12 protein-coding genes and 1 pseudogene are annotated in these 15,996 nt (G+C 52.0%); 10 read left to right on the top strand and 3 right to left on the bottom strand.

The genetic code is table 11. The features are described from left to right. Positions 1-28 precede the first annotated feature (28 nt). Positions 29-889, bottom strand: a complete 861-nt coding sequence (locus G614_RS0101745; protein WP_044917319.1) for an AraC family transcriptional regulator — start codon at positions 887-889, stop codon at positions 29-31. 199 nt (positions 890-1,088) lie between these two features. Here G614_RS0101745 and G614_RS0101750 point away from each other — a divergent pair, with 199 nt between their 5' ends. From G614_RS0101750 to G614_RS0101775, 6 genes are all read left to right on the top strand, one after another. Next, positions 1,089-2,462, top strand: coding sequence for an MFS transporter (locus tag G614_RS0101750; protein WP_027640539.1), 1,374 nt, complete (start codon positions 1,089-1,091; stop codon positions 2,460-2,462). Between the two features lie 25 nt (positions 2,463-2,487). Beyond that, positions 2,488-3,669: a glycoside hydrolase family 5 protein gene (locus G614_RS0101755; RefSeq protein ID WP_027640540.1), complete on the top strand. Its 1,182-nt coding sequence runs from the start codon at positions 2,488-2,490 to the stop codon at positions 3,667-3,669. Next, positions 3,666-5,312, top strand: a complete 1,647-nt coding sequence (locus G614_RS0101760; RefSeq protein ID WP_027640541.1) for a glycoside hydrolase family 43 protein — start codon at positions 3,666-3,668, stop codon at positions 5,310-5,312. The genes G614_RS0101755 and G614_RS0101760 overlap by 4 nt, the downstream gene beginning before the upstream one ends. A gap of 94 nt (positions 5,313-5,406) precedes the next feature. Continuing rightward, positions 5,407-5,832: a C-GCAxxG-C-C family (seleno)protein gene (locus G614_RS0101765; RefSeq protein WP_027640542.1), complete on the top strand. Its 426-nt coding sequence runs from the start codon at positions 5,407-5,409 to the stop codon at positions 5,830-5,832. Beyond that, entirely contained in the window at positions 5,829-7,520 is a 1,692-nt protein-coding gene (locus G614_RS0101770) for an FAD-dependent oxidoreductase (protein WP_027640543.1), read from the top strand. Before G614_RS0101765 ends, G614_RS0101770 begins: the two co-directional genes overlap by 4 nt. Positions 7,521-7,724: 204 nt before the next feature. Further along, positions 7,725-8,726, top strand: coding sequence for an aromatic acid exporter family protein (locus G614_RS0101775; protein WP_027640544.1), 1,002 nt, complete (start codon positions 7,725-7,727; stop codon positions 8,724-8,726). Between the two features lie 43 nt (positions 8,727-8,769). On the opposite strand, the pseudogene G614_RS34165 reads toward G614_RS0101775, so the two are convergent. Together G614_RS34165 and G614_RS26565 are read right to left on the bottom strand one after the other, a co-directional pair. Beyond that, a pseudogene (locus G614_RS34165) lies at positions 8,770-9,521 on the bottom strand (RelA/SpoT domain-containing protein); the annotation flags it as partial. A gap of 77 nt (positions 9,522-9,598) precedes the next feature. After that, positions 9,599-10,489 (bottom strand): AraC family transcriptional regulator, encoded by an 891-nt coding sequence (locus tag G614_RS26565; RefSeq protein WP_044917320.1) that lies wholly within the window; start codon positions 10,487-10,489, stop codon positions 9,599-9,601. A gap of 221 nt (positions 10,490-10,710) precedes the next feature. On the opposite strand from G614_RS26565, the gene G614_RS0101790 reads away from it, so the two are divergent. The 4 genes from G614_RS0101790 to G614_RS0101805 are packed head-to-tail and all read left to right on the top strand — an operon-like array spanning position 10,711 to position 15,996. Beyond that, complete coding sequence (locus G614_RS0101790; RefSeq protein WP_027640545.1) at positions 10,711-12,012, top strand: ABC transporter substrate-binding protein; 1,302 nt, start codon at positions 10,711-10,713, stop codon at positions 12,010-12,012. Positions 12,013-12,036: 24 nt separating this feature from the next. Further along, complete coding sequence (locus G614_RS0101795; RefSeq protein WP_027640546.1) at positions 12,037-12,918, top strand: carbohydrate ABC transporter permease; 882 nt, start codon at positions 12,037-12,039, stop codon at positions 12,916-12,918. 14 nt (positions 12,919-12,932) lie between these two features. After that, positions 12,933-13,766 (top strand): carbohydrate ABC transporter permease, encoded by an 834-nt coding sequence (locus G614_RS0101800; RefSeq protein ID WP_027640547.1) that lies wholly within the window; start codon positions 12,933-12,935, stop codon positions 13,764-13,766. Positions 13,767-13,794: 28 nt separating this feature from the next. Beyond that, a complete protein-coding gene (locus G614_RS0101805; protein ID WP_027640548.1) occupies positions 13,795-15,996 on the top strand; it encodes an alpha-galactosidase in 2,202 nt (733 codons plus the stop codon).

A 15,996-nucleotide genomic window follows, 5' to 3' on the forward strand; every position in this document is an offset into this window, starting at 1 on the left:
CCTTTTTTCGTGGCGCGGGCGGAGCCTCTTATCCGTCCTTCTTCATTTTCTTTCTGATGCCGGAAGGCGTATCTTTGAAATGCTCTCCAAACATTTTGCGGAATAATTTATAATTGGTGAAGCCATGGCGTTCCAGAATATCATGGACAGGGTCCTGGGTGGTAATCAGGTCACGGTAAATGTAGGACAGGCGCAGTTCGTTCTGGTATTCCAGGAAGGTAACTCCCATGCATTTTTTGAAAAAACGGCAAAAATATCCGGGCTGCAGGAATGCCACCCGGGCAATTTCACTGGTGGTGATAGGGCGGCTGTAATTTCTGGCTGTGTAGGCCAGCACCGGATCCAGACGGCTTAAATCCTTATTTTTCTGATTTACATTCGGCTTGAGTACCTGTACGCTGAAATTGTGGTACAGCTGAAACAATAATTCAAAGAGCAGGCTGTTAAAACGCAGTAAAAAGCCTTCAGGCCGTATATCGTTGGCAATCTGCATCTGGGTCAGGGTGTCCTTCATCCTGTCAAGCTTTGTTCTCTTGATCGGGTCCTGGGTATCGGTATTCCACAGGAAAAGGAGCTGGCTTACCTCAGGTATGTAGGTTTCCATGAATTCCAGGGGAATCTGCAATACGATAGCCCTGTTAGGATGGGTACACTTGGTGGAGTGTATGACATTGGAGTTGATGAGGATGCATTGGCCGGATAAAAGACTGTGGCTCGTCCTCTCCACCGTGACTTTCAGCTCACCTTCCAGCATGTAAATGATTTCCACTGCCCTGTGCCAATGGCTGGGTACATAGCTGCCCGGGTCCACGGAGGTGAAGAAACGCACCTTTGTAGTCTCCGGTACCTGAATGATCTCATACAATATATTTTCTTTTGGTTCTGCCATGTTCATCCCCCTTTTCATCATTATATCATTCTGCCGATTATCCCACAACAAGAGAAAATCGACCTATTATATGGGAAGTATCCGTCCTGTTTCCTGAATGGATCCTGTGATACTATATATATGAAAGAAATACCCGGGTAAAAATTCCGTGCGCATGGAATCAAGGACCTTATATAAAATCAAAGAGAGGAATCAAGGGATGAATAGGGAAGGTAAAATAACGCTGAGGAAATTGACGGAACGTTTTTCATATGGATGCGGTGATTTCGGATGTAATATCATTTATACGGCGATGTCGGCATTTCTGCTGTTTTATTATACGGATTATGCGGGGGTAAGTGCTTTTGCGGTGGGAAGCATCATGATGGTTTCAAGATTTTTCGACGGCATCAGCGACATCATTATGGGCGTAATTGTGGACAGGACAAAATCCAGGTTCGGAAAGGCAAGGCCATGGCTGCTGCGCATGTGCATACCCTTTGCCGTATCCGGCATCCTGCTGTTCTCCGTGCCGGTTTCCTGGTCCGCCGCGCCAAAGCTGGTGTATGTGTTCATTACATATAACCTGGTGTCCACGGTCATCTATACAGCAATCAACGTACCGTATTCCGCGCTGAACGCACTTATGACCCAGGACCCGTATGAGAGGTCTGTGCTGAGTATTTTCAGGAATCTTCTGGCAACGGCAGGTACATTGACCATCAACACGTTTACCCTGCCTCTTGTGGAGTATTTCGGAAACACTCCTTCTGCATGGACTAAGACATTCATGGTGTTCGGACTCTTATCCGTGGCCGCATTCATGATTAATTTTCTGGGGACAAAGGAACGGGTGAGGCCTGCTGCCCGGGAGGAGGGGAGAGCGCCGGCGCAGAATGTGCCTTTTACAGAGGGAATCAAGGCCCTGTTCCGGAATAAGTACTGGCTCATGATGACAGGAATGCTGGCGCTGTTTTTCTTAATGTACTCCGTAAACGGCGGCTCCACTGTCTTTTACGCAAAGGATGTACTGGGGCAGCAAGGGTTAGTGGCACTGATTAACGGCATTTTCAATGTGGTGCAGATTGCAGGCATGTTCTTCATCGCCATGCTAGTAAAACGGCTAGGTAAGCGCAATGTATTTTCCCTGGGCCTTGTGTTGGATATCATCGGTATGCTGGTGCTCAATTTCTCCGGCGGGGCCATGGGGCTTATTATAGTGTCCAGCATAATCCGCGGACTGGGTAATGCATGCGGCGGGGCTACCATGTGGGCCATGGTATCAGATACCATTGACTATGGAGAGTGGAAAACAGGATACCGTACAGAGGGGCTGGTCAACAGCGCCTGCAGCTTTGGATATAAGATTGGAAACGGAATTGGATCCGCTCTTTTAGGATGGATTCTTGAGCTGGGAGGTTATGTGGGACAGGCAGCCGCGCAGTCAGCTTCGGCACTGGCATCCATCCGGATTTGTTTTGTGTGGATTCCCATTGGGATTTACGTGGCAGGACTGGTTATCATGAGTTTCTATCATCTGGACGCTGAGTTTGCAGGTATTATTGCAGATTTAAAGAGCCGGAACGGGAAATAGGATGGGTGAGAAAGGAGAAAAAATCATGAATATAAAAGGTGTGAATCTGGGGAACTGGCTGGTGTTGGAAAAATGGATGAGCCCGGCGCTGTTTGAAGGGACCGGGGCACAGGATGAATATTATCTGCCCCGCTGGCTTTCAAGGGAGGTGTACGAGGCCAGAATCAGGATACACCGCTCCGAGTATATCACGGAACGGGATTTTGCGGCAATCCGCGCCATGGGCATGGAGGCTGTGCGGATTCCTGTCCCATACTTTATATTTGGGGACAGGGAGCCCTTTATCGGCTGTGTGGAGGAGTTGGACAAGGCATTCTGCTGGGCGGAGCGTTACGGGCTTAAGATACTGATTGACCTGCATACGGTGCCGGTAGGGCAAAACGGATTTGACAACGGAGGCATATGCGGCGTGTGCAGGTGGTCAAAGAATCCGGCAGAGGTGGAATTTGTCCTGGGGGTTTTGGAACGTCTGGCAAAGCGGTACGGAGAAAGAGCGGGGCTGTGGGGGATAGAGGTCCTGAACGAGCCCATCACGGAGCGGATGTGGAAGATAATTGACGTGCCCGGCCGCTATCCCGCAGCAGAGCCTTCCATGGCCGAGGGCTCAGGGCCGAATTCCATGGAATTTCTGAGGGAATTCTATTTGAAGGCATATGACTGTCTGAGAAAGCATATGCCCGAGGAAAAATACGTGGTAATCCACGATGGATTTGAGCTTAAGGCATGGAAGGATTTTATGAGAGAGGACAGGTATGTGAATGTGGTTCTGGACACCCATCAGTATCTTATGTTTGCAGAGACAGAAGGCTGCGGACAGACCCTTCCCGATTACCTAGAATATATCCGCAGGCATTTTGCAAAGGGCATAGAGGAAATGCAGCAGTATTTTGATGTCATATGCGGAGAGTGGTGTCTCTTCAACTCCCTGGCCTGCGGCTGCGATACAAAGGGAGGCAGGAGCGTGTTAAACGGTGAAGAGGGAGCCGGGCAGGATGTAATGGATGAAAAGGAGAAAGCGCATATCTACAGGGCTCTGGCAGAGGCCCAGACAGAGGCCTGGGGCAAGGGAAGCGGGTATTTTTACTGGAGCTATAAGCTTCTGACGGATACAGTCAATGAAGACGGCTGGATTGGCTGGGACAGCTGGGATTTTGGCCGGTGCGCTGCTTTTGGATGGTTTCCGGTGGATAAGGAGGAATTAAGATGATACATAACCCCATTCTTCCGGGATTTAACCCGGACCCATGTATATGCAGAAAAGGAGACGATTACTATTTGGCCGTATCCACCTTTGAGTGGTTCCCAGGAATCCCCATCTACCATTCGCGGGATCTGAAGAACTGGGAGCTTTACACCCATGTCCTTACGGACGATGAAAAAGTGGACCTGAAAAAGCTTCCAAGCGCAAAAGGGGTCTGGGCGCCGTGTCTTACATACTGTGAGGCGGAGGATACCTTTTATGTGGTGTACGGGGTCATGAACTCCATGAATGCAAGGTATTTTGACGTGGATAATTTTCTGGTGTCCGCAAAGGACATCAGGGGACCCTGGAGTGAGCCGGTCTACCTGCATTCCTCAGGATTTGACGCATCCATATTCCACGATAACAATGGCAAAAAATACATTGTTTCCCTGGAATGGGAGACGAGGGAAGGGTATGAAAAACCCGGTTCCATCTGCATGGTGGAGTATGATTCGGATAAAAAAGAAATCGTGGGTTACCCGAGGCGCATGTGGCGCGGCGGTACGGACCGGGGATGTATTGAGGCCCCGCATCTGACTAAAAGAGGAGAGTTTTATTACATCATGTGTGCGGAAGGCGGCACTGGTTATAACCACTGTGTCACCATGGGGCGTTCCAGGAATGTGTGGGGGCCGTATGAGGGGGATCCCATGAACCCCATAGTCACCAGCGTACCGGGAGATTCCTATGAGCGGCAGGACCCGGACCACTTAAAGCCCAAGTATTTCAACCCGGATTCCATCCTTCAGAAATCCGGCCACGGCAGCTATGTGAACCTTCCCACAGGGGAAGTGTATCTGGTCCATCTCTGTGCAAGGCCCTTTGTGCCGGAGCTAAGGTGTACACTGGGCAGGGAGACCGCCGTACAAAAGATGGAGTGGACAGCGGATGGGTGGCTGCGCATGGCAGACAAAAGCAATCTGGCAAAGCTGGAGGTGCCGGAGACTTCCCTCCCGGAGACACCAGTGGAGGGGATACCGGATTTTGACGGATTTGACAGCGGGGAGCTGGGAAAATTCTATTATGCGCCCCGTATCATGCCCCGGAGGTTTGCGGATGTGAACGCCAGGCCGGGATATGTACGGCTGAGGGGACAGGAGTCCAGGACATCCTTAAACAAGGTCAGCATCCTGGCCAGGAAGCTGACCAGCGTGTACACAAGAATCACCACGAAAATGGAGTTCGTGCCAAAGGTCCATCAGCACAGTGCAGGGCTGATTCTCTATTATGACAACATGAATTACATTAACCTGAGAAAATATTACAGCGAAACCCTGGGACAGAGCGCCCTGTCAATCATCCATCTGGAAAATGGGGTAAAGACCGAATTCCTCAACACCAGGATACCGGTGGAGGACCGGCCCGTTTACCTGAGGCTGTATGTGCAGGGCAGACAGTCCTGGTTTGAGTGGAGCTATGACGGGCAGGAATATGAGAAAATCGGACGTATCTTTGATACCACCCGGTTTTCCGATGAGTACTGCAGGTACGGGGAGTTTACAGGAACCATGGCAGGAATTACCTGTGCGGACCGCGTAAAACATGCACATTATGCTGATTTTGGTTTTTTAGAAGTTGTGGCTGATGGGAGGAAGATGGTAGAGTAGCTGGAAAATATCAAAGAACTTGCATTGACGGCCTGGAACGTGCTAATATCTATAATATGGATAAAAGATACTCTGAGAGAACAGGAGAGAAAAGATGACAAGGGACAGGATATATGAGTACTTCATCGAAAAGGACAATAACTGTGCGGAAGCCATGCTGCGGGCCCTGAATGACGAATACTGTCTGGGAATACCGGAAGATTCGGTAAAGCTGGTGGGCGGATTCGGAGGGGGTATGGGCTGCGGGAAGGCATGCGGCGCACTGTGCGGCGGATGTTCCGCCATCAGCTACCGGCTCATTCAGGAGAGGGCCCATGCCACACCGGAGCTTAAACCGGCTGTGGCCGCATTTGCAGAGGAATTCGTGAAGCGTTTCGGGTCAGATGCCTGCTGTGAGCTGGTAAAGACCTATAAAAAAGAGGATACCCGCTGTCTCGACATGATTTGTATGGCTGCGGACATTGCAGATGCGTGTTTTGAGAGAATCATATCAGCGGAAGAAAGGAATCAGAGCAGATGAGAATATTGATTGTAGGCGGTGTGGCAGGCGGCGCGTCTGTGGCGGCCAGGGCCAGGAGACTGGATGCCCGGTCAGAAATTATCATGTTTGAGAGAGGACGACATGTGTCATTTTCCAACTGTTCCCTTCCTTACTATCTCAGCGGCACGGTGAAGGACAGCAATGCCCTGGTTATGATGAGTCCGGAGAAGTTTAAGAAGCAGTATGACATTGAGGCGAGAACGGACAGCGAGGTGCTGTCAGTGGACAGGGAGAAGAAAATCATCCAGGTAAGAAACGGGTGTACCGGGGATATCTATGAGGAGCACTATGACATTTTGGTCCTCTCGCCGGGGGCGAATCCCATCCGTCCAAAGAGCATAGAGGGCGTGGACAGGCCCAATGTATTTACTGTAAGGAATGTGACGGATATTGTGAACCTGAAGAAATTCGTCACCGACTGCCAGATTCAGGATGTGGCTGTGGTGGGCGGAGGATTCATCGGCATTGAAGTGGCCGAGAATCTCAACATGGACGGAAGGCATGTATCTGTCATTGAGGCCCAGGACCAGATCATGGCGCCCTTTGATTATGATATGGTGCAGATGCTCCAGAAGGAGCTGCTGGACCATGGAGTGGATGTAATCGTAAATGACGGTGTCAGCGCCATCGGGGAAGAAAGCATTACCCTGGCTTCGGGAAAGGAAGTCAAGGCAGGGATGACCGTGCTGGCCATCGGGGTTGCGCCTGAGACAGGACTGGCTAAGGCCATGGGCCTGGAGCTGGGAGAGACTGGGGCCATCAAGGTGGACCACAATTACAGGACCAGTGACCCTGACATCTACGCGGTGGGAGACGCCATCCAGGTGTTTAACCAGCTGACCCATAAGCCGTCCAGGCTGGCTCTGGCGGGACCGGCCCAGAGACAGGCCAGGGCAGCGGCAGACCATATGTACGGCATACCCCATAATAACAGGGGGGTCATTGGTTCCTGTGCGGTCCGTATCTTTGATTTGAACGCGGCGGCCACTGGACTGAACGAAAAAGCAGCCGATGCAGCCGGCATTTCCCATGATTCTGTCTACATCATACCCACGGACAAGGTGGGGCTCATGCCGGGAAGCGCTCCCATGCACTTTAAACTGGTTTATGAATATCCCACAGGAAAGATTCTGGGAGCCCAGGCCATTGGACGGGGAAATGTGGATAAGAGGATAGATGTCATTGCGGCCATGATTTCCATGGGAGGCACCCTGGAGGATTTGAAGGAGCTGGAGCTGTGTTATTCTCCGATATTCGGTACTGCCAAGGATGTGGTGAACCAGGCAGCCCTGGTGGGCCTGAACCTGCTCTATGGACGGGTAAGGCAGGTGCCTGTGTCAAAGGTGCGGGATCTGGTGGAGACAGGCGCGTGTATCATAGATGTCCGTGAAAAGAACGAGTACAGGCTGGGGCATTTAAAGACATCCGTCAATATCCCGTTGTCAGAGCTGCGGGACCGTCTGGATGAGATACCGAAGGATCGTCCTGTGTATCTCCACTGCCGTTCCAGCCAGAGAAGCTATAATGCATGTATGGCCCTTGTGAACCGCGGGTACAGGAATGTGTGGAATATATCAGGTTCTTATCTGGGAATCTGCCTGTATGAGTATTTTACGGATGTGACCACCGGGCGTGAGAAAATCGTAACTGAGTATAATTTTAACTGATTTTTCCGGAGATTTCCGGAGGGGAAGGGCCGGCGGATAGCCGGTCCTCTGCTGTCCGGCGGGGCAGGGATGCCAGTGGGCCTAGTATAAGCCGGTCTGCTGGCCTGCTTCGTCCATTCCTGCCTTGTATGGATGCCGGTCAATTGGGAGACAATGACAGATAATGACAGACAATGTGAGTCATAAAGTTACCGGGAGGTGTATATGCAGCGGTACGGCCGTTTTCTTAAAATCATAAAAATAGCCGTGGGAAGCCTGCTGGCCATGGCGGCTGCCCAGGCGTTGGGCCTTAGATACAGCTCCTCCGCCGGCGTGATTACCCTGCTCAGCATCCAGGATACGAAGCGGGAAACCATACGGGTCACGGCCAGGCGGCTGTTAGCTTTCCTGGCGGCAATGGTCCTGGGGCCGGTATCCTTTGCATTGGCAGGATACCGGCCTTTGGCTATGGGGATTTTTCTTCTGATGTTTACCCCACTGTGCATGAAATGGGGCATACAGGAGGGGATATCCGTGAACACGGTCCTGATGACCCATATTCTGGCTGAGGGTTCCATGGGAATGGCGGACATTGCCAATGAAGCTCTTCTGCTGTTTGTGGGCACTGGGATGGGAGTTTTACTCAACCTGTATATTCCTGGATCGGGGTCAGCCATACGCTCTGCCCAGAGGGAAATTGAAGAAAAGTTCATCTGCCTGCTGAGACAGATGGCATCAGGGCTGGGTGAGCCGGGAGAGAATGGAGCACAGACGGACGGACACGGGTTTCAGGCCCTGGAACAGGCGCTGGAGCAGGGGGAGCGCAGGGCCTACGAGGGTATGGAGAACAGTCTTTTGGCGGACACGCGCTATTACCTTGCCTACATGGGGCTGCGGAAGAATCAGTTTGCCATCCTGTGCAGGATGCGGGACTGTTTCTCAAGAATGGAGTCCACACCGGACCAGGCGACCGTGGTGGCGTCCCTGCTTAAATCCGTAAGCGGTTCCTTCCACGAAAGGAACAATGCCCTGGGATTGCTTGATGAGCTTGAACAGGTGAAATTACAAATGAAGGCCCAGCCTCTTCCTGTCTACAGGCAGGAATTTGAGAGCCGGGCCTTGCTATACTTGAGTCTGCTGGAACTGGAACAGTTCCTGGTGCTGAAAAAAGAGTTTGCGCTGGGGCTGAGCCGGGAAGAAATCCGCAGGTTCTGGGGCGAGGGATGACCAGGCCCGGCATAGGAAAAAGCAGCCAATTTAAGCGAATCTTATTGCGAATCTTGCGCAGGGACACAATCTGGTTGATGCATTCCTTGTCCAGCAGATTCAGCCGCTTCAGGGTATTGATGTTGAAGGCTCCCCGTACCTTGGGGGAGTTTTTGGAGGAGACACGGTTAAGCAGCTGTTCCAGGGGAACCCACTGACTGAAGAAGTATTCCACTGCATGGCGCTCATCTTCGCTGATTCCGTCCTGGCTGGGCCTCAGCTCCTGGTAGATGTGGTAACGCTTTTCACTGCCCGTAATCATCTGGTCAATGATCTGCTGGGAAATGTTGCGCCGGTCCTTCAGGCGTGCATAAGAACCGAAGCCACCTGTATCTCAATGCGGGCCGTGGTGTACTTTTTCTGGGAACGGTCCAGTGACTCCTCCCTCATGTGGGCCCGGTAATGGTTGGCCCAGTAACCGGAAAAACGCTTGTTATAAGAAGGCGCCTTGGACTGTTCCGGAAACTGCTTGGTTTCCAGTAGGGTGAAGAGGTCGTTGATAAGGCTGTCCGCCTTATCGCGGTCGCCGGGAAAGTACAGTGACACCCTGACACCGCACAGATCAGCAATATCCTCATATATTTCACGCATGTTTTTGTAGGGGACCGCCCGCCTGGAATTGCGTATAAGGACCTTGCTTTTCAGACGCCCCGGGGCTTTGGCGCGGGAGGTCACTATGGCCCGGATACCGGCTGCCTGAAGGGCGCTCTCCAGCTGCCGGGCAGCCATCCGGCCGGCTGTCTCATAAAAGTTCATCTTTGGACTATGTGGGATACACTGCGCCCCCCCTCAACGATATTTCCGAAAGGTCAATAACCCTAAGGCCAAGGCCATCATCGAGTCCATCGCGAGAATTGCTCTTGGCTCTGGGTGGCCGGAGCCATCTTGTTTTCCTGGCGCCACTGGCGGGGCGGGATGCCGTATGTTTTTTTGAAGGCACGGGAAAAATGGAGCTGGTTGGGATAGCCCACCGCATTGCTGATGTCGTTTATGGACAGCTCCGTGAGCTTTAGCAGTTCGGCGGCCTTGGTCATGCGGTAGCTGATAAGAAATTCCTGAGGACTCTTACCCACTGCGTCGCTAAAGATTTTGCCGAAGTAGCTGCGGTTCAGATTGCAGAAGGCGGCAATGTCCTCCACCGATATGTCGTTCTGGAAGTTCTGCTCAATAAAGGATGTGGCTTCCCGGATATAAAAGTCCCGGAGACGGCCTGTTTTCAACAGCCTGCGGGAGGCGGAGGAGCGGGTCAGATAGTCCAGGAACAGGTAAAGATGGCCAATCAGGTGGAAGGGCGACTGGTCGGAGTGCCTGGCAATGTAGAGCATTTCATTTTTCAGTTCCAGGCTTAAGTCGCGGGCATTGGAATGGTATACAGGGGCATCCATGGTCAGTCCTGCCAGCTCCAGGGCTTCCTTTACACGGAGGCCGTCAAACTCCACCCAGGTGTATTCCCAGGGATGGTTCTTATCCGCAAAGTAGGTGTTGCTCTGCTTGGGATAAATCAGGAACCCTTCCCCGCTTTTAATCTGGTAGGTGTGGGAACCGCCCTTGGAATCCGTGGATATGAGGGTGCCTGTGCCGGATATGCAGTAGTGGAACAGATAGTGGTTTCTGGCGTAGGGACCGTAGGAGTGCAGCGGTTCACATTGTTCCCAGCCGTATTGATATAAACCCAAATCCACAAAACGCTCGTTGGGAAATATGGAAAACAGTACATTGCTCATTGCCTAAAAACCCCCTTTTCAATCATTATATACCCAAATGCCAGCCTATATCAAGTTATAAGTAGAAAAATAGCATTTGGGTATATTTTTTGCGAAAGCAGAATATTTACCTGCTTTAAATCCCATGATATCATGTAGTTATCAAGGAAATCCGGATGGAATGAAGGCGACAAATTGGATGGTTTTAGAATAGAAGGAACAGGGATGACAGGGGGTATATTATGCTTAAAACGTTCAAAAAGGGAATGCTTACAGCGGCGGCAGCCGTGCTGGGGGCAGCTTTGCTGGGAGGATGCAGCTCCGGAACCAGGGCCTCGGATGGATTGGTGCATCTGAACTTCCAGATTTGGGACAATGCCCAGAGGGGAGGCATGGAAGCGGTAGCCAGAGCTTATATGGATAAGAACCCGGAGGTGGAAATCCAGGTTCAGGTCACCAGCTGGGATGAGTATTGGACCAAGCTGGATGCGGCGGCAGAATCAGGGCAGCTGCCGGACATCTTCTGGATGCATACAAATCAGATTCTCAAATATGCGGATTATGGAAAACTGGAGGATGTGACGGATTTATATGACGATGTGGAACCGGATTATTATACCAGCCATTTTTCGGATATTTCACTGGCAAATGCCAGGGGTTCCGACGGAAGGATGTATGGGGTTCCAAAGGATAAGGATACAGTCTGCCTGGTATATAACAGAGAGATGTTTGACGCGGCAGGGGTGGCTTACCCCGATGAGTCCTGGACGTGGGACGACCTAAAGTCTGCTTCGGCTCAGATTTATGAAAAAACAGGAAAATACGGATATATGGCATATGCGGATGATCAGCTGGGATACTGGAATTTCGTATACCAGGCAGGGGGATACATACTGAATGAGGATAAGACCAGGGCAGGGTTCCTGGATTCCGGGACCAGGAAGGCCATGGAATTTTATATCGGCCTCCAGAAGGAGCCGTGGTGCCCTGACCAGAACTATTTTGCTGAGACGGCTCCGGGCAACGCATTCATGTCAGAACAGGGAGCCATGTACCTGGAGGGAAACTGGAATTTTATCTCCTTCATGGAAAATAACAAGGAGATGATTGGAAAATGGGACGTGGCCGTGCTTCCCAAGTGTCCTGACCCGGTCCGGGGAGACGGCAGGGCCACCATATCCAACGGCCTGTGTTATTCCACCGGAGCCAAGGGAAAGAAGCTGGAATATGCAAGAGATTTCCTGAAATTTGCAGGTTCTGAGGAAGGACAGAGGGTCCAGGGGCTGTCAGGCGCCGCTATACCGGCCTACAAGGGCCTGGAGGATACGTGGATAAGCGCCTTTGACCAATATGACTACAAATTGGATGTCCAAAAATGCGTGGATATGTTTCCTTATGGCGTGCAGAGCGTCAACAATGCATCCAGACCCAACTGGAAAACTCAGATTAATGACCTGCTGTTAAAGATATACAGCGGCGAGCTGAGCCTGGACCAGGGACTGGAGGACATGCAGAAACTGGTGGACGGAGCAAAAACGCCGTGACGATGGCAGGATTGGAGGAAAATGATGGGTAAGAAACAATTTTTGACAGAGGATGCAAAATGGGGCTATCTGCTCATTGCCCCTACTATAATAGGTCTGATTGTGCTGAACGTGTATCCGTTCCTGCAGACCCTGGTACTGAGCTTTTCCACCACCCATCCCTTTGGGTACTATGAGGTCAGCGGGGTAGGAAATTACGTGCAGATGTTTGGAAGCAAAGAGTTTTGGAAGGCTACCTGGAATTCCATTTACTTCTGTATCCTGACCGTGCCCCTGGGAATCTTCCTTTCCCTGCTGACCGCTGTGCTGCTCAATGCGAAGATTCGGGCAAAGGCGGCCTTCAGGGCCATCTATTTCCTGCCCATGGTGGTCGCTCCGGCAGCCATTGCCATGGTGTGGAAATGGATTTTTAACGCAGAGTACGGCATCATCAACCAGATCATCGGAAGCAGAGTAAACTGGCTGACCAACCCGAAGGTGGTGCTTCCCGCCTGCGCGGTGGTGGCAGTCTGGAGCGCGGTGGGATATGACGCGGTCCTGCTGCTGTCAGGAATTCAGAACATATCAAAGAGCTACTATGAGGCCGCCAGCCTGGACGGGGCTTCCAAGGTACAGCAGTTCTTTAAGATTACGCTTCCCATGGTATCGCCCACCCTCTTTGTGGTGTTAATCATGCGGCTCATGGCATCTCTTAAGGTGTACGACCTGATTTACATGATGGTGGACCAGACCAATCCGGCCCTTACAAGCGCCCAGTCACTGATGTATCTCTTCTACCGTGAGTCCTTTGTGGCAGGGAACCGTGGGTACGCCTCCGCCATTGTTGTGTGGACCGTGCTGCTCATAGGAGCTGTGACAGCTCTGCAGTTTTTAGGACAGAAGAAGTGGGTCAACTATGAAGTTTAGGATGGAGGGAAATTATGAAATCATTGGAGACAAACCGCAGTATTAATACCGCCCTTGTGTATGCGGCCCTGGGAGCGGGAGCCCTGCTTATGATATTTCCGTTTATATGGATGGTGTTCACCAGCTTTAAATCAGCAGGGGAGAGCGTGCAGATTCCGCCGACCATCCTGCCAAAGCAGTGGATGAAGGAGAACTACCTGAGAGCCATCGCCTCCCTGCCCTTTATGAAACTGTATGTGAATACGGCGCTGCTGATTCTGTTTCGGGTCCTCTGCGCGGTAGCGTTTTCCTCAGCCGCCGGGTTTGCATTTGCAAAACTTAAATTCAAGGGGAAGAACCTTCTGTTCTCCCTGGTGATTGTACCGATGATGCTGCCGTCCCAGATATTCATTATTCCCCAGTACCAGATGTTAGCCAGGATGGGGCTGACAAACAGCATGTTTGCGCTGGTATTTCCGGGACTGGTCAGTGCGTTCGGCACCTTTTTCCTCAGGCAGGCTTACATGGGCATTCCGGATGAACTGGGGGAGGCCGCATACCTGGACGGCTGTACCAAGTGGCAGACCTTCACCAAGGTCATGATGCCCCTGACCAAGGCCAGCATGGCTGCCCTTACCATTTTCACCGCAGTGTTCGCGTATGCAGACCTGATGTGGCCTCTGATTGCCAACACGGACCTGAATATGATGACCCTGTCAGCCGGCCTTTCCACCCTGAGAGGGCAGTTCACTACCAATTATCCGGTGCTGATGGCAGGCTCTGTCCTGGCCATGGTTCCCATGGTGATTCTGTACCTGGTATTCCAGAAGCAGTTTATTGAAGGCATTGCAATGACAGGCGGGAAATAGAGATGGAAAATGAGACGGAGGATGACACATGGCAATACAGTATCAGGAAAATGGAAGGATATTCACCCTTCACACGGACCACTCCACATACCAGATGAAGGCAGATTCCTATGGGAATCTGCTTCATCTGTACTACGGAGACAGGACAGAGGGCTCCATGGAATATCTGCTTACCTTTGAGGACAGGGGGTTTTCACCCAACCCATATGAGGCCGGTGATGACAGGACCTATTCCCTGGATGCCCTTCCCCAGGAATATCCATATCAGGGGTCGGGGGACTTCAGAAGCCCTGCCTTTGCAGTGGAACAGGCTGACAGATCCTATGGACTGAATCTGCGCTATGCCGGATACGAAATAAGCAAAGGGAAATACAGCCTTCCCGGCCTTCCGGCCATGTATGGGGAGGGGCAGGAGGACGCAGAGAGCCTTAAGATACGCCTGACAGACGAGGTCAGCGGGCTGGCGGTTACTCTGCTCTACGGCGTATTCCCCGGATACGACATTATTACCAGGGCAGTCTGTGTGGAAAATGGGGGGAATGGTCCGGCAGCCCTGAAACGGGTATACAGTGCATGTCTGGACTTCCTCCACGGGGAATACGACCTGATTCAGTTTTACGGACGCCATGCAATGGAGCGCAATTTCCAGAGGACCGCCCTGTGTCACGGCGCCCAGGTCATAGGGAGCCGCAGAGGGACTTCCAGCCACCAGTATAATCCATTTCTGATACTGGCAGGAAGGGAGACAACGGAAACCTCCGGGCCCTGTTACAGCATGTCCTTTGTGTACAGCGGACCCTTTAAGGCAGAGGCGGAGACGGACCAGTACGGTCAGACCAGGATGGCTATGGGGATTCAGGATGAGATGTTTTCCTATGAGCTTGAGCCGGGGGAGATTTTCTTTGGGCCTGAGGTAATCATGGGGTACAGCGGCCAGGGGCTGGGGACATTGTCACGCAGCATCCATAAGGCCATGCGCCACAGCCTTTGCAGGGGGAAGTACAAGACTATTCCCAGGCCGGTTCTGATTAACAACTGGGAAGCCGCCTACTATGATTTTACCGGGGAAAAGATACTGGATATCGCAAGGCAGGCAAAGGACCTGGGTGTGGAAATGATGGTGCTGGACGATGGATGGTTCGGAAAGCGGGATTCGGATTTTTCCGGGCTGGGAGACTGGCAGGTAAACGAGAAAAAACTGGGCGGCTCCCTGACCAGCCTGGTTAGGCGGATTAACGGCCTGGGAATGAAATTCGGAATCTGGGTGGAGCCGGAGATGGTGTCTGAGGACAGCAGTCTTTACAGGGAACATCCGGACTGGGCCTTTGTTGTACCCGGAAGAAAGCCGGTCCGGGGCAGGAGCCAGCTGGTGCTGGATTTTTCAAGGAAAGAGGTGTCGGATTATATTTTTGACAGTATCTGCCAGGTCCTTGACAGCGCCCATATCGAGTATCTGAAATGGGACATGAACCGCAGCATAGCGGACGTATATTCGGCGGCAGGTAAAATGGCGGGAGGAAACAGTCCGGGCAGCATCCTGTACCGGTATATGCTGGGACTCTATGACTTCCTGGAGCGTCTGACGAAGCGCTATCCGGACCTTCTGATTGAGGGGTGCAGCGGCGGAGGCGGGCGTTTTGACGCAGGTATGCTGTATTACACGCCCCAAATCTGGTGCAGTGACAACACCGACGCAGTGGACCGCATCCGGATTCAGTACGGCACCTCCTTTGGCTACCCAATCAGCGCAGTTGGCTCTCATGTATCGGCAGTGCCAAACCACCAGACAGGCAGAATCACGCCTATGAAGACCAGGGGAGTGGTTGCCATGGCGGGAAGCTTTGGGTATGAGCTGAATTTAAACGCCATATCAAATGAAGATAAGAAATGCGTGAGGGAACAGATAGACGCGTACCATAAATACTGGCATCTGATTCATGACGGGGCGTATTACCGGCTGACCAATCCCTTTGAGGACAGGGAAGCCGCCGCGTGGCTCTTTGTGAGTGAGGATAAGGGGGAGGCGCTGTTAAATGCGGTGATCCTTAAGACCCACGGCAATCCTCTGTCATTGTATGTCCGCCTGGAGGGACTGGAGCCGGAGGCCATGTACAGGGATGAGGATACAGGGGCCGTATATCCGGGAGCAGGCCTTATGTCGGCCGGAATGCCCATACCGTCCATGAAGGGAGAATACCAGGCGTGGCAGGTACATTTAAGGAGGATATGA

It is taken from the genome of [Clostridium] clostridioforme AGR2157 (assembly GCF_000424325.1).
Classification (GTDB): Bacteria; Bacillota; Clostridia; order Lachnospirales; family Lachnospiraceae; genus Enterocloster; species Enterocloster clostridioformis_A.